The organism is Avibacterium sp. 20-132 (genome assembly GCF_023611925.1).
Classification (GTDB): domain Bacteria; phylum Pseudomonadota; class Gammaproteobacteria; order Enterobacterales; family Pasteurellaceae; genus Avibacterium.
Map to the genome: position 1 here is coordinate 1,747,903 of NZ_CP091456.1, position 13,147 is coordinate 1,761,049.

General features: G+C 41.3%; 17 protein-coding genes and 1 tRNA gene. 3 read left to right on the forward strand and 15 right to left on the reverse strand.

What is annotated here, in order from left to right; genetic code table 11:
* Position 1: 1 nt before the first annotated feature.
* From L4F93_RS08280 to L4F93_RS08350, 15 genes are all read right to left on the reverse strand, one after another.
* Positions 2-220, reverse strand: coding sequence for a hypothetical protein (locus L4F93_RS08280; RefSeq protein WP_250349843.1), 219 nt, complete (start codon positions 218-220; stop codon positions 2-4).
* Positions 217-510: a DUF6378 domain-containing protein gene (locus L4F93_RS08285; RefSeq protein ID WP_250349844.1), complete on the reverse strand. Its 294-nt coding sequence runs from the start codon at positions 508-510 to the stop codon at positions 217-219. Before L4F93_RS08285 ends, L4F93_RS08280 begins: the two co-directional genes overlap by 4 nt.
* Entirely contained in the window at positions 500-1,900 is a 1,401-nt protein-coding gene (locus tag L4F93_RS08290; protein ID WP_250349845.1) for a DEAD/DEAH box helicase, read from the reverse strand. The genes L4F93_RS08285 and L4F93_RS08290 overlap by 11 nt, the downstream gene beginning before the upstream one ends.
* Positions 1,888-2,166, reverse strand: a complete 279-nt coding sequence (locus L4F93_RS08295; RefSeq protein ID WP_250351667.1) for a VRR-NUC domain-containing protein — start codon at positions 2,164-2,166, stop codon at positions 1,888-1,890. Before L4F93_RS08295 ends, L4F93_RS08290 begins: the two co-directional genes overlap by 13 nt.
* Positions 2,166-2,372: a hypothetical protein gene (locus L4F93_RS08300; protein WP_250349846.1), complete on the reverse strand. Its 207-nt coding sequence runs from the start codon at positions 2,370-2,372 to the stop codon at positions 2,166-2,168. The genes L4F93_RS08295 and L4F93_RS08300 overlap by 1 nt, the downstream gene beginning before the upstream one ends.
* Before the next feature lie 2 nt (positions 2,373-2,374).
* Positions 2,375-4,438, reverse strand: a complete 2,064-nt coding sequence (locus L4F93_RS08305) for a DNA polymerase (RefSeq protein ID WP_250349847.1) — start codon at positions 4,436-4,438, stop codon at positions 2,375-2,377.
* Entirely contained in the window at positions 4,413-4,598 is a 186-nt protein-coding gene (locus L4F93_RS08310; RefSeq protein ID WP_250349848.1) for a hypothetical protein, read from the reverse strand. Before L4F93_RS08310 ends, L4F93_RS08305 begins: the two co-directional genes overlap by 26 nt.
* 88 nt (positions 4,599-4,686) lie before the next feature.
* The gene (locus L4F93_RS08315) at positions 4,687-5,493 is read right to left on the reverse strand and encodes a DUF2303 family protein (protein WP_250349849.1); all 807 of its coding nucleotides are present in this window, start codon (positions 5,491-5,493) and stop codon (positions 4,687-4,689) included.
* 60 nt (positions 5,494-5,553) lie between these two features.
* Positions 5,554-5,898, reverse strand: coding sequence for a hypothetical protein (locus L4F93_RS08320; RefSeq protein ID WP_250349850.1), 345 nt, complete (start codon positions 5,896-5,898; stop codon positions 5,554-5,556).
* A gap of 82 nt (positions 5,899-5,980) precedes the next feature.
* Positions 5,981-6,529 (reverse strand): DUF2815 family protein, encoded by a 549-nt coding sequence (locus L4F93_RS08325; RefSeq protein ID WP_250349851.1) that lies wholly within the window; start codon positions 6,527-6,529, stop codon positions 5,981-5,983.
* A gap of 20 nt (positions 6,530-6,549) precedes the next feature.
* Positions 6,550-7,761, reverse strand: coding sequence for a DUF2800 domain-containing protein (locus tag L4F93_RS08330; protein ID WP_250349852.1), 1,212 nt, complete (start codon positions 7,759-7,761; stop codon positions 6,550-6,552).
* Positions 7,751-8,143: a hypothetical protein gene (locus L4F93_RS08335; protein ID WP_250349853.1), complete on the reverse strand. Its 393-nt coding sequence runs from the start codon at positions 8,141-8,143 to the stop codon at positions 7,751-7,753. Before L4F93_RS08335 ends, L4F93_RS08330 begins: the two co-directional genes overlap by 11 nt.
* Before the next feature lie 142 nt (positions 8,144-8,285).
* Positions 8,286-8,576: a hypothetical protein gene (locus tag L4F93_RS08340; protein WP_250349854.1), complete on the reverse strand. Its 291-nt coding sequence runs from the start codon at positions 8,574-8,576 to the stop codon at positions 8,286-8,288.
* A 57-nt stretch (positions 8,577-8,633) separates the two neighbouring features.
* Positions 8,634-8,710, reverse strand: a tRNA-Leu gene (locus L4F93_RS08345).
* Between the two features lie 289 nt (positions 8,711-8,999).
* Positions 9,000-9,680: a LexA family transcriptional regulator gene (locus tag L4F93_RS08350; protein WP_250349855.1), complete on the reverse strand. Its 681-nt coding sequence runs from the start codon at positions 9,678-9,680 to the stop codon at positions 9,000-9,002.
* Between the two features lie 118 nt (positions 9,681-9,798).
* Here L4F93_RS08350 and L4F93_RS08355 point away from each other — a divergent pair, with 118 nt between their 5' ends.
* The 3 genes from L4F93_RS08355 to L4F93_RS08365 all read left to right on the forward strand — a co-directional run bounded on the left by L4F93_RS08355 (position 9,799) and on the right by L4F93_RS08365 (position 13,141).
* Positions 9,799-10,005: a transcriptional regulator gene (locus tag L4F93_RS08355; protein WP_250349856.1), complete on the forward strand. Its 207-nt coding sequence runs from the start codon at positions 9,799-9,801 to the stop codon at positions 10,003-10,005.
* Positions 10,006-10,013: 8 nt separating this feature from the next.
* Positions 10,014-12,452, forward strand: coding sequence for a primase-helicase family protein (locus L4F93_RS08360; protein WP_250349857.1), 2,439 nt, complete (start codon positions 10,014-10,016; stop codon positions 12,450-12,452).
* 344 nt (positions 12,453-12,796) lie between these two features.
* Positions 12,797-13,141, forward strand: coding sequence for an antiterminator Q family protein (locus L4F93_RS08365; RefSeq protein WP_100295766.1), 345 nt, complete (start codon positions 12,797-12,799; stop codon positions 13,139-13,141).
* Positions 13,142-13,147: the final 6 nt, after the last annotated feature.

The window sequence follows — 13,147 nt, forward strand, 5'->3', positions numbered from 1 at the left end:
ATTAATCCTCCACAGGAACAATTAATAAATTTTTAGGGTTAATATCACGATATTTAATTTGATACGCATACACTTGTTTTATTTCATCAAGTGGTAAGCCATATCTTGTTTCTCGGACTATATCCCAGCCAAAGGTTTTAGAATGCTCTAAAAGAATGTATTTTTTACCCTCATCTATAATTAGCTCAGGTTCTTTTGGTTTAAAAATTTTTAAGTTCATTCTAGTCGTCCTTTAAGCATATCCTTTTCGATCACGGGGGAATACAGCTCGCCACCTAAGAGCGCGTAACCCGCAATATCTTGCCAGTTGTCTTTATAATCGGGATCGCCTGTCAATATTCTTGCTATTTTTGTTGCAATCATTTCTAAAGCCTCACGCTGTTGTGCATTCAAACTTTCGGAGCGTTTATCAATCGTTGATTTTATTTCTTGAGCAACTTTAGCGGTGGTTTCAAAGTCTCCGTAGATGGATTGCCGTTGATTTAATATTTCGTTTGTTTTAGCTGTCATTTTTAACTCCTTTTTGTTTCATCGAGTCGAGTAATATTTCTTGTACCGTCTTTTTGTTGTTTCGGCGGTCAATTACCGTTTGATCAAGTGTGCCTTGAGCCACGATGTGATAAATAAAAACGGGACGATGATGTCCCGCTTGTGCTTGTCGGGTTGGCCCTATCCGTTCGACGATTTGCTGATACTGCTCTAGGTCCCACCAATGCGAAAAGAATACAAGGATATTTCCGCCATCTTGTAAGTTAAGCCCGTGTCCGGCACTGGCAGGGTGGGCAAATAAAATAGGGATTTTTCCTTTGTTCCAATCTCGGATAGTTTTGGGGGCAGTATCAAGCTCTTTTCCTTGCGGAAAATATTTTTTTAATCGTGCTAAATCACTTTTGAAATGGTAGGCTACTAAAACTGGCATTCCAGCGGCTTCTTCCACGATACTTTCTAAGGCCTGTAGTTTTGCATTATGGACTTCTTGCCAGTAGCCATCTTCGGTATAAATAGCTCCACTGGCAAGCTGTAAGCATTTTTGTGTTTTTGCGGCGGCATTCATCGCTTCAATATTTTGCCCTTCGAGTTCAATAAACATTTCTCGTTCAAATTCACGGTACTTTTTCATCACCTCTAAGGGGAGTTCCACCGTGATCGTGGTTTGAATAGGTTGCTTAATATCAAAATAATCTTCCGCTTGAATGGATAAACAGCAATCGGCTAGCTTTTGTTGGATGTCTTGTTGTGCAAAATCATAAGGCTCAACCTTAGAAAAGCCCGTTGTGCCGATAGGAATCGTTTTAAACCAACGGTCTTTAAAGGCTGTAAAGGTTGCTCCTAGTCGTTGACCTTTATCAACAAACCACTGTTGTCCCCAAAGGTCGATTAGCCCGTTTGGAGAAGGTGTACCAGTTAAATTTATCCATCTTTTTACTTTCGGGTGTGCAACCACCGAAAGATATTTGGCACGCTTACCGCCTTTACGCGTACGGAAGCTTTTTAACTTAGTACTTTCATCAGCAATCACGGTGGAGAAACGCCAATTTTTCCCCAAATACTCCACCAACCAAGGAATATTTTCGTAATTGGTCGTATAAATATCCGCAGGCGTATTAAGTGCAGCGATACGCTCTTTAGGAGAGCCCACAACGGCAATTGCTTTAAAATGGGTTAAATGCTGCCACTTATCGACTTCATCAATCCAAGTTGATCTTGCTACCCGTAGCGGTGCAATAATTAATATTGGGGGCTCAATCTCCCCCAATAAGATTAATAAATCAAGTGCGGTTAACGTTGAGACCGTTTTGCCGGTTCCCATTCCTGACCAAATATTACAACGTGGGTGGTGGATAATATAATCAATGATAAGATGTTGATAAGGGCGAGGGGTAAAGTTTAATCTGTCCATAAATGATCTAACTCATAGCTATCTACGATTTCGACGCGTTGTCCCAGATTCCGAATGCGGTCGATTTCACGTTGTTGCCCCGCTCTTGGTTTTTGTTTAGGTGCTTTGCATTCAACAAAAAGCAATTTTCCATTGGGTAACAACAGTAATCTATCTGGCACATTAGCACGCGCGGGGCTTACAAATTTATAAGCAATCCCCCCTCGTTTTTTCACTTCGTTGACGAGGTGCTTTTCGATGTCTGATTCGCGGATTAATGTTTTCATCAAAATGTTTTCACCTGTGGTACTTCCGGGATATTGACTTTAAAACGTGCGTTATAATCCCGAATATGCTTGTTTAGGGCAGAAATAGCCAGTTCCTCGGCACAAAAATTAGGTGTAGTTCGCAAGATTTGCCCTTTTTCATTTTGCAGTTGCCCAATATAGCCACGCTTATCGGGTAACTTTTTGATTAATGGTTTATATTTCATTGTTAGTCCTTTCTGTATCGATGGGCCTCAAAGCCCCCCGCATTTAGCGGTAATCCATCCGCCCAATCTGGTGGGATAGCCAATAGCTGGCTAAGCTGTTGATGGGTATAACGGGGATTATCTAATGCTTCAGTGATCACTTCATCGTGCACTGTGAGGATAATTTGGTAACCCGCATTTTCAATGGTAGGCATATTGGCCGCCATAATATCTCTAGCGCAACCCTGAGTGATGTTTTCTACCAATTTGCCGGAATAGGTTTGAATGCGTTGCCATTTACGGGTGTAAGTATCAATCCCCATATAGGTAATTCGATTTTGATCATCAAGCCTGATTCCCGGATAACAGAGATAACGACCTGATGGCAATCTGATCCGCAACCACGCCCCTACCTTTTCAAAAGTCAATGCCCTTACTCCGATAAGTGTGTTTGGTTTGTGTATTGCCTGTCGTACCGCAAGGTCAACATTTTTCCAAAAGGCACAAATTGCGGGGTGCGCTTCTCGCCACATTCTTTTAATGGCATCACATACTTGATAAATTTCAGCGGTCAGTCCGTGTGTCCGTTTTTGTTTTTTTGCCCAGTCCCACGCGCGTTGCGCTTCAACTTTGATATGCGACGGAATTTTTGCGGATTTTGCTAATTCGTCTAAATCAAGCCGATATACCGTGGCAAAGGTTAAAAATGCGCCTACGCCCCCCTCATAACCTAGTCCTAATTCTTGTACTTTTCCGATTTGGCGTTGTGATTTATTTACGTTTTCAACGGGTATTCCAAAAGATTTTGCATAAGCGAGGTTATAGAGATCCGCCCCGGTGCCATTATCAAATGCGCTAAACGCATTGAGTTTCCAATTTTCCCCCGCTAGCCAAGCAAGCATTCTTCCCTCAATATTTGAAAGATCCGATACCACGAGTTTTTTACCTTTTGGTGCGATAATACAACCGCGTAAGGCAGAGCTTGCAAGTTCGGTAACATTATCAAAAATAAGTTCGGCACAATTTGCTTTTAATGCCTCAATGCCCATATCAATATCCGCTTGCTTTAAACTTGGTCTGGGTAAGTTTTGCGGTTGAAAGGTTCTTCCCGCCCATCTCCCCGTTCGCGTTGCGCCGCAAAACTGTAGAGTGCCTCGCAATCTACCGTCAGTATTTACCGCACTAAGCAACTTTTTGTATTTACTCGCACTCGTCGCACTCGCGATTAAGCGAGAGGAGAGTAAGGTTTTGACGGCTTCGGGTAAATTTTCATCTTGTAACCGTCTTTCTATTGTGCTTGCAGTCATATCTGGTAAGGTTACGCCATACTCGGTAAGCAAATGCGCAAGTAACGCATCTCTTTGTGTCGTAGAGGTAACTTCCCCATTTGTTAGTTGTTGAGTTTGTTTGGCAAGCGAGGCTTTTTGCTTATCGATAGCTAAGATTGCAGCTTTTGCAAGCTCAATATCAACGGCAAAACCTCGGTCATTGATTTGTTGGTCTTGTTGCCAAAGTTGATGTTCTGATTGTGTGGCATTCCACATCGGCATTTTTTTATGCAAAACTCGCATTGCTTCAATGTCTAACTTTGCATACTGTTTAAATCGTTCCCACTCTTCTGGGTGCGTAAGGCTTGTTGCGCGTTCAATTTTGCTGTTTTTCGGACGGGGTTTACAAAATAACTGAATTAATTGTTTACCCGCTTTGTCTTTGGCTTGGTCTGTTTCTAGCCTAAATATCTCGCTTAATTCCCCAAGTCCACCGGGTAGACTGTGCCAATAGGCTTGAATCATCGTATCGAACCAGCGGTCTAATCCGCCTTTTATCGCGTGCGGCATTGTGTGTCTAAGTATTGTGCGGTCGAAATGCGAATTGTGGAAACAAAGTCGTACACTTGGATCCGCTAATAACTGCCGTAATACTTCTGGCATTGGTCCCGCCGTACAATCCCAGACTTGTACTGGAGCGTCATTAAGTGCATAAGCAAATAACAAGATTTCCGCGTGTTCTGCGTAAGCGTGTACCCCATTTTTTATTGGTACCGGCGAATAGGTTTCTAAGTCAGCGTACAGCGTATGTGCGAACATTTGGAACCTCACAATATTGATTGTCATTTTCTGAAACCCATTTTCCGTTGAGGGAGGTTTCGCAATAATCTTTTTGAATGGCGATTTCGTCTTCATAATCCATTGCGCCTACAAGTCCGAAAATGGTAATAAATACGGTTAACATAATGATCGTTTTCATTTTTATACCTCACGCAACCTAGCGTATTTTGTATAATAAAAAGCCCCGCCTACATTAAATAAACGGGGCTTATTGGGATTAATAACAATTAAATGCTAATTGATCCGATATTTACTTTAATGTCAGTGTCGCTAATGGCATCACGTAATTTATCTGCGAATTCATTCGCAATACTTTCTTTTAATTGTTCACCTTTGACTATTCGAACAATTAATTGTGGCTCATTTCCGCCAGTAAGAATAGATAAACGCAAATGCATATCTCGGATGCTAAGACCTGTATAAGGATCACAGGTAAAAGTAAAACTTGCAGGCAGTTCTAGTTTGCTTTTCGCCTCCACACGTTCAAGCGCGGATTTAGTTGCTGCGAAATCGCCTACTTCGTGCTCTTCGTTGCGAGCATAATCAAGTGTGATTTTTCTCACCGCTTGAATAGCCTTATTTAACGGCATTTCGTTACCGTTTTCATCATTTGCGCTGATATAATCCGCCCAATCTTCTAGCCACTCCGCAAAGTTTTTCTGGCTATGTTTAACCCCTTCAAACTCGCATAATGCTTTAAACGCCGCAGTTTTTACCATATCCAATTTTGCGCGGTGTCGAGCGTGTTTAGGGTGCTGGACATTCCCCATATCAAACACAATTTCTGCAGTCATTCGACGTTCATCAATAAACGCTTGAGCATCATCTTGCGTATTGGCCTTAGCATACTCGACTACGGCGTTAAAACTTGTGGTCTCAAATCGTGCGCGGAAATAGGCCCGTGTATCATTAAATTCTTCGAGGTTATGAATGGTCATATCCTCTGGCAAAATCGCAATTGGATGTGCGGTGTTATCCACTCGTACGCTAGATAAACCAAGTTTTACAATATCTTGAATTTGATTTGTACTCATAATATGTTTTCCTTCTTAATTAAGTAAATTTATTTAATTGAATAATGGCTTTTGCTAAGTCTACGCGACCTTAGCATCCACGAACTTTAATACTTGCCCCTCTTTTTCTGGGCGTTCAGGACTAACGGAAAGTGCGCCACCTTTATGCACATACATTGGTGTCGCCGTGGTGTCCTCTTCCGAAGATTTACCGCGTTTTGTTGGTTTGGTATAAGTGACCTTATGGGAGATTTGGACTTGAGGGTTATCGCTGTCCATACGTTTTAGCGAAAACTTGATACTGACCTCACCTTGCTTATCGTGGTTGATCACCCCTAAAGCAACATCAGAAAGTGCTTGTGCGACTTTGTTAGCGAAAACGCCAGCATCGAGTTCGTCGAAAAATTCGTTAAGATTTGTTTTCATATTTTTATCCTTTGTATTGAGGGTTAAAAAAGAAAACCGCACTTCATTTTTTTGATAAAGTGCGGTCTGTTTGGGATTGGTTTTAACCTAAGTCTTCGACTTCCGCTACGCCCAGGTCGTCAAAGTCATCGGCACTTGCAACGCCACCTCCAGCAAAGGCATCACCATCTCGTACGAATTGCAAGCCCATTAATGAGGCATTGATACGCTTACCGAAGTTATTATCTTGTGCCCAAATGTCGATAACCGCATTCACATAACAGCCCCCATAAGGTTTACCGTCCTGTTGTGCCAATTCTGTTGCGCCATCGCGATCAAAGACTTTTGGTTTCCCTTTATTACTTGCCGACACATACATTTTCCCGTCGAAGCCTTCATATTCCGCTTTCTCCGCACCGTCTCGTAAACAGAGATGATTTTTGGCTTTGATCGATGTCATAATCGCAGCCGTTTTTGCGCCCCATTTTTCTTGTGCAGCCTGTTCAATGGCATTTTCAAGGGCTTTGATATTTTCAGAACCTTTTTCGAGCAAGAACGAGGCACTAAATCGCGGTTCTCCCTCACCATTAATCGCTTTTGGCACAAACAATTGTGGGAAGGCTAGACGAACATTTTTTAGTTTTACTTTCATTTTTGTTTTCCTTTTGTTGTTTAAGATTTATCGAGGTTATCAAAATCATCCTCTACGCAATCTATGATAAGCGCAGGGCGTTTATCCGACACGGGGACAACGGCGGGTGATCCTTGCTTTTGTTCGACCACACTTTGCAATTGTTCCCAGCGTAACGGGGATTGAGTCTTAAGGAGCTTTTCGGCCTGAGTAGGCGAGATTAATTTTTTGTTATACATCTCACTCACTTTAAATTTGAGGCTTTTCAAGCGTTTTTCTGCTTCGGCTTCATCGGTCCAGCTTCTAGCCCCTTTTTTACCCGCAACTAATTTGTAGCCAGGGATTTGATTGCCTTGCATTAATTCACAGGTGGCACGCGTGCGTACCGCTTTCGTAAAGCTGTCAATCAAATCTAGTTGAGGGAGTAAGTGCGCAAGATGCTGCGTATCGCAAAAAGCAAGATGATTTACCGCCGGTTGTAGATCAATTTCCGTATCGAGATTGACAAAATCATTGGCTATCGTGTTTGCGACAAATTGTGCTAAGGGCTTACAATGTGCTTTCGCTCGGCAGAATTTGCACGCTTTTTCGGTTGGCGTAAAATCACTTTCTGTTACGATACCTGATTGATAGATACGCATAACTTCTTGCGCAGATTGCTTAGCTTGCTCGCCAAATTCGAGTAGCTGTTCAATCGGGATAATCCATTCTGATACGGTATTTAATCGGACTTGGTGGATAACCATTCGCACTTGCTTAATATCAAAAGCAAATTGATAAAGCGCATAAGCGCCTAAGGCATAAAGCTGTAATTGATCGTTATTTTCAGCGTCAACCTTTACGCCTTTTCCATATTTCAGATCGTGTATCTGGATTTCATCTTCGGTGATAATTAGCGCATCTACCGTGCCGAAGGTGTCAGGTTGATCTAAATAGGGGGAAATATCCACTTTTTCTTCTATAAAAAGTAATCCACTAAGTGCCGCTTCCCGTACCTCCGCAATATAGCGTTCGACATTTTCGACCATTTCGGCATCGACCGCCATCAATCCGTCTTCTAATTGCATACCTAGGTACTGGCTTGGCGAAGATTGATTGCGCAAACAGGTTTCCGCTAAGGCGTGCGCCGTAGTGCCCTCTAGGGCCTCGGGGCTCTCTTTATTTTCAAATTGCGATTCCAGCCATAAGGACCCGTGGCAATGTAGCCATCGATGCGCCGCACTTGGTGAGAGTAAGGCGTGATTAGTTGGCATTTGTTACCTCTTGTTGTAGCTGATTTAGGGCATCTTGATAAGCTAATAGGGCGGTATCTTTTAATCCTTTCACATTTTCGGCACCATACTGAGTTAACAGGTTCTTCACCCTATCACGGTTAATTTTTGCCAACTCAATGGTGGCTTTAGATACTTGCTTGCGTAACGCTACAAAATCGATTTGAGGTTCCTCGGGAATTTGTGGCACTACATTTTCGTTTACCCCAATGACCGTTTCAGGCTCGACTTGGATTGTTTCAGCTTCTGTATCGGCTTCTGTAACTTGTTTTGAGGCAGTTTGTGAAGTCGATAAAAAGGCAGTAAACAACTCACAGAGCTTATTTACCGCCGCGGTATTTTCTTGGATGGCTTGTTCTAACATACGATGTTCTCCTAATAGATAAAAGGATATAAACTAAGACGCCTAAGCTATAAAGTAGGGCGATTTGGATCAGTTCTTCATTGCTAAACATAAATTTTAGGTATAAAAAAGCCCGCACTTGGCGGGCTGTCATTGAATATGATTAAATTAAATCTCGATGACCACAAACACGTTTTTGTTTTGCATTCGCGGTGAGAATTGCGGATTGATGATAACGTTTTTTTGGCGGTTCTTCTTGCAGAACGATTTTTCGCGCATTATTAAAGTTTGTTGCACGATCTACTCGGCTAAGTTTAGGCGTAAAATCAAGCTGGGTATTTACTCTGCGGGAAACTTCAAACATCCGTTCGCGTCGTCCCGCTTTACCTAACTGTCTCACTTTATCAGACTCGCAATACTTTTTCACACTGCGTTGAATGATGATTTTAGTCATAAGTGTTTCTCCTTGTTCTCATTACATTGAGCGACTTCTACGAATCGGTCAATGTAATGGTGGTTGCGAAAGGAGTCGAACCTTCAACTGCTAGAGCCTAAATCTAGTGCGTCTGCCAATTGCGCCACGCAACCACGAAATTGTGTTTACCTCAGCCACCCACGCACACAGTCGCGTACTCATTGAGCTTAAAGGGTGTGAATCTAATTGTTAAAGAGCTGTTCCTTGTTTGGATGTGTTAATGCTACCTAAAGTAGATTTTTATGTCAACCTTTGGTTGTGATATTTTTTGATTTTTTGCTACAAAAAGTTGTATTTTATTGATTTATTAGGCATTTTATTTTCTCTTTTTTTATAAAAAAAATTTTAAGAATAAAAAAAACCGCTCTATTGAGCGGTCTTAGTGTGTAAAAAGTCTTTCAATTAATAATCAAAAACTAAACTACTTTTAGCGATCCCTGCAAGATAGTGCATTTTTTCAATATCAGATCGGAGAATATCAATTGGGGCAAAATCCTCATTAATCGATTCGAGACGTACTAAACCGTCTCTTTCATACGCATAAACTTTTACCATCACCTGCTGATCGGCTGTAACAATTAAGACCTCATCGCCGTTAATGACTCTGTGATTAGGCTCTAAAATCGCATATTCACCGTGTTTTATTCGGGGTTGCATTGAGGTCCCTTGGCATTTTAATGCATAAACGTCTGGATCATAACTCATCCAATTTATATAACCATCTCCTATACCGACGGGATAGCTCATATCTTCCCAATAACCCTCACGGCCTAACTGCGCGTATCCTCGGATGGGGGCTCTTTTGATTAATTCACTTTTAGGTTTTAACTCTTTAAGTTCGTCCCCGTTTAAGGTTGATCCTTTTATCGCTGAATCATTTACCCCAAATTGCAACCAAGCTGGGCTTGTTCCTAAATACTCTGCGATGATTTCTAGTTTATTTATTCTCGGTTCAGCTGTACCTAGCGTATAGCGTCTTGCCATTTCATAGGTTACGCCAATCGCATTACTTAAATCTTGGATAGATACATTTTTTTTATCCATTAGAGCTTTTAAGCGGCTGCTCAATGTTGCTTCTGTCATTTTATGCTCCTTTCTACCTTAGGTAGATTTTACGGTTAAAAAAAACTTGTATCAACTCTATTATAAGTATTAGAATATCTACTGCAAGTAGAATTGAAAGACCAAAAAGGAAATTTTTATGTTAGCCATTCAAAAAGTATTTCAGATTGTCGGTGGGCAATCCGCATTAGCAAAGCATTTTAATATCCGTCCTTGGGCGGTGTCTAAGTGGCAAAAATCAGGTGTTCCCGCCGAGCGTTGCCCTGAAATCGAAAAATTAACTAACGGGCAGGTTACCTGTGAAGAACTGCGCCCCGATATTGATTGGTCCGTATTAAGAAAATAGGTGATGTGATGAAAAAAATAATTTATGGCGCGTTACCTACAGATTGGGAACATTTTACGAATCTAGGGCTTGGGGCGGATTTGCTACCCGTTGTGTCAGATCCTAATGTGGGATTATCCCCTCGTAGTCGGATAAAAGAAAAAGGGAAATTACCTTCTGTCATTAATAATGAAGATATGATAGCGGGGTTATCCAATTGGACCAATAGACAGATTACTCCTGAAAAGATTAACCAATGGAAAAAAGATGATCGCTTAGGTGTTTGCATACGGACAGGGAACATTCTGGTCAGAACACAAAAACATTCTGGTAATTGTTTAAAAAACGAACTAGACATTCGCGTAAACGGTGAAAAAATAAGCAAATTTGACATTCGCGTAACAACGACGCGAATGTCAAAAAAGGTTAAAAATACATCAATTACGCGAATGTCTGACGATATTACGCGAATGTCTGAAGAAAATTCGCAAATCTATATTTATGGTTTAGATATTGATTGCGAAAACGAAGAAATTGTAAATTTTGTGGCAAATACTTTACATCAATATTTTGGAAAAATACCGCCAAAACGTTTCCGTGCAAATTCTAAAAAATGCTTATTTTTGATCGGAATTGAAAATGCGCAGCTACCAAAACGTATCCTTCGTTTAACCGAAGGCGGATTGATCGAATTTTTAGGAAAAGGGCAGCAATTTGTCGCCATTGGTACTCACCCAAGTGGCGTCCGTTATGAATGGGAAGGGGGTTTACCAACCGAAATCCCTGTAATTAGCGCAGCAGAGTTTGAAACTCTATGGGAATCGTTGCCTTTGGTTATGGATGTGGTGGATAGCAAATCGCAAAATTTAAGTCGCACGCGTGATCTAACGCAAGGTAATGCGCATTCTTCTGATGATGTCGCTAATTTCCTTGATAAAAAATGGCAAGTTTTTAGCATCGGAAAGCGTGGTGAACGCTTCATCCGTTGCCCTTTTGAAGATGATCATTCGGGTGAGAGTTCAAACGAGACGGCAACCGCTTATTTCCCCGCAGATACTGGAGGATTTGAGCAAGGGCATTTTAAATGCCAGCACGCACATTGTGCGCATCGTACTGATAGCGATTTTCTTGACGCGATTGGATACTACGAGGGTATGTTTGAACCCTTAAAAGCCAATGATAAAGCCACCCCCGACGATAAGGTGGCTGAGTTTGTACGACGCTATATTTATATGGCTGAAAACGATCGTGTCTATGACCTAGATAGCGACCGTCATAACTACGCGCCTAAATTTAGCGAGTTCAAAAATTTTACTGCAAATATTACCATTTTTAAACAAGATGGCAAGAAACCCGTCGAAGTGCCTGTTTGGAAAGAATGGTTACGCCACCCTAAACGTCAATCTGTGCTTAGTGCGGTATATTTGCCCGGACGTGAGTTTATCATTGAGGATAAGGACGGTTCACGCTATCTTAACGAGTTTCATTTTCCCGAAATTCCTTTTGTAGAATCACAGGAAAAACTACCGCACTTTCTCCATCATATGGCATACCTCATTCCGCGAGAGGAGGAGCGTAAGCACTTTATTCAGTGGATGGCTTCGCTTCGCCAACGCCCTGAACGACGTAATAAAGTCACGAATATGTTGGTTTCTACCCCACACGGTACGGGGCGTGGTTGGGTCGTTGAGTTATTACAGCACTTGCTAGGCAAATGGAATTGCACAAAGTGCAAAATGCACGAGTTGGTGGACGGTCAATTTAATAACTTTATGCACCGTTCAATTCTGTGCAGTGTCGAAGAGGTCAAAGAGCGTAGCGAACGATTCGCCGTAAGCGATAAAGTGCGCGATACTTTGACTGAAAATGACTTAGAGATCAACTTAAAATACGGCGCGAAGAAAACAATGCCCGTTTATACCAATTTCTTTTTTATGACCAACCATACGGATGCCCTAGTGCTGAAGGAGGAAGACCGAAGAATTAATGTATTTGGTGGGCCTGATCACGCAAAAGAAAAAGCCTATTACGACCACCTTTATAGCTTACTTAATGACAAGCAATTTATCGCCGAAGTTTATAGCTATTTGGTGTCGTTGGATTTATCAGATTACCGTTGGACACATTCCTTTGATACGCCAGCACGCCGTAAAATGATTGATTTTAACCGTTCAGATTTAGAAGTGGCTTTCCTCGACTTCTTGAGCCAGCCGCCCGCTAAAGCTATGACTATCGCACAGATTATGCGGTATTTAACCGAAAATAATGAGGATTTGACGGTTGATCAAATGGCGTTAAGAAAGTTATTGCAAGAGCATATAAGCCTTCAAGCAACGCTAAAATTTAAAGGTAAAAAGCTACGTCCTTGGATTTTGGATAATTCTGTCGATTTGAGCGATCTATGCTACATTCGCGAGCAGTTAGAGATGGCGGAAAATGCGGTGGCGGACTTTGAAAGTCTAGCTTGAAGTGCCACCCGCCAATGTTAATGAAATCAATATGTTAGCTATTCAAGGGTGGCTCGATTAAAAAATGAGCGCCACCTTAAAAAATAATTATAAATCAATATATTAGAGCTAAAAATAGTAAAAGGTGGCAGGGTGGCAGTAAAAAAAGATATTTAAAAAATGAAAAATATATTGTGGTAATGGTAGAACCATAATGTATTAACGTAATTTTTATATATAAAGTTTTTGAGGGTAGTGCCACCGCCACCTTTTCGGCATAAAAATAATGACAAACCCAGTAAGAATAAGGCTTTATCAAGGTGGCGCGGTTAAAAAATGAGCGCCACCCATAGGAGAGAAAAAAAATGACGAAAGAAGAATTTAAATTACGGTTAGATGATTGGGGGTTATGGTCGAGAGAATTTGATCTCGGTGTAGATTACCCCAGACACGCATTAGGGATTGAAGGTGCTGAACAAGACCCATCAAGATCTATAACTTTGATAGAGGAAGAAATCCTAGCGGTAGAATGTGCGGTATGTGAATTAAAAAAAATTGATATACTGGGTTATGAGATGATCAAATCTTTTTACATCGATCAGTTGTCTCAAGCAACAATTGCGAAAAAAATTAATCGCTCGCGCCACTATGTCGAAAAAGTCTTTACGGCAGCCGAACATTTTATTTACGGTTTTTTATGCAGACGTTAAAAAAAA

What these genes read in the sequence shown, in the direction of transcription:
- L4F93_RS08285 (WP_250349844.1), bottom strand. Translation starts at nt 510, where the DNA reads ATGACAGCTAAAACAAACGAAATATTAAATCAACGGCAATCCATCTAC.
- L4F93_RS08280 (WP_250349843.1), bottom strand. Translation starts at nt 220, where the DNA reads ATGAACTTAAAAATTTTTAAACCAAAAGAACCTGAGCTAATTATAGAT.
- L4F93_RS08360 (WP_250349857.1), top strand. Translation starts at nt 10,014, where the DNA reads ATGAAAAAAATAATTTATGGCGCGTTACCTACAGATTGGGAACATTTT.
- L4F93_RS08295 (WP_250351667.1), bottom strand. Translation starts at nt 2,166, where the DNA reads ATGAAAACATTAATCCGCGAATCAGACATCGAAAAGCACCTCGTCAAC.
- L4F93_RS08300 (WP_250349846.1), bottom strand. Translation starts at nt 2,372, where the DNA reads ATGAAATATAAACCATTAATCAAAAAGTTACCCGATAAGCGTGGCTAT.
- L4F93_RS08320 (WP_250349850.1), bottom strand. Translation starts at nt 5,898, where the DNA reads ATGAAAACAAATCTTAACGAATTTTTCGACGAACTCGATGCTGGCGTT.
- L4F93_RS08290 (WP_250349845.1), bottom strand. Translation starts at nt 1,900, where the DNA reads ATGGACAGATTAAACTTTACCCCTCGCCCTTATCAACATCTTATCATT.
- L4F93_RS08325 (WP_250349851.1), bottom strand. Translation starts at nt 6,529, where the DNA reads ATGAAAGTAAAACTAAAAAATGTTCGTCTAGCCTTCCCACAATTGTTT.
- L4F93_RS08350 (WP_250349855.1), bottom strand. Translation starts at nt 9,680, where the DNA reads ATGACAGAAGCAACATTGAGCAGCCGCTTAAAAGCTCTAATGGATAAA.
- L4F93_RS08315 (WP_250349849.1), bottom strand. Translation starts at nt 5,493, where the DNA reads ATGAGTACAAATCAAATTCAAGATATTGTAAAACTTGGTTTATCTAGC.
- L4F93_RS08335 (WP_250349853.1), bottom strand. Translation starts at nt 8,143, where the DNA reads ATGTTAGAACAAGCCATCCAAGAAAATACCGCGGCGGTAAATAAGCTC.
- L4F93_RS08340 (WP_250349854.1), bottom strand. Translation starts at nt 8,576, where the DNA reads ATGACTAAAATCATCATTCAACGCAGTGTGAAAAAGTATTGCGAGTCT.
- L4F93_RS08305 (WP_250349847.1), bottom strand. Translation starts at nt 4,438, where the DNA reads ATGTTCGCACATACGCTGTACGCTGACTTAGAAACCTATTCGCCGGTA.
- L4F93_RS08330 (WP_250349852.1), bottom strand. Translation starts at nt 7,761, where the DNA reads ATGCCAACTAATCACGCCTTACTCTCACCAAGTGCGGCGCATCGATGG.
- L4F93_RS08365 (WP_100295766.1), top strand. Translation starts at nt 12,797, where the DNA reads ATGACGAAAGAAGAATTTAAATTACGGTTAGATGATTGGGGGTTATGG.
- L4F93_RS08355 (WP_250349856.1), top strand. Translation starts at nt 9,799, where the DNA reads ATGTTAGCCATTCAAAAAGTATTTCAGATTGTCGGTGGGCAATCCGCA.
- L4F93_RS08310 (WP_250349848.1), bottom strand. Translation starts at nt 4,598, where the DNA reads ATGAAAACGATCATTATGTTAACCGTATTTATTACCATTTTCGGACTT.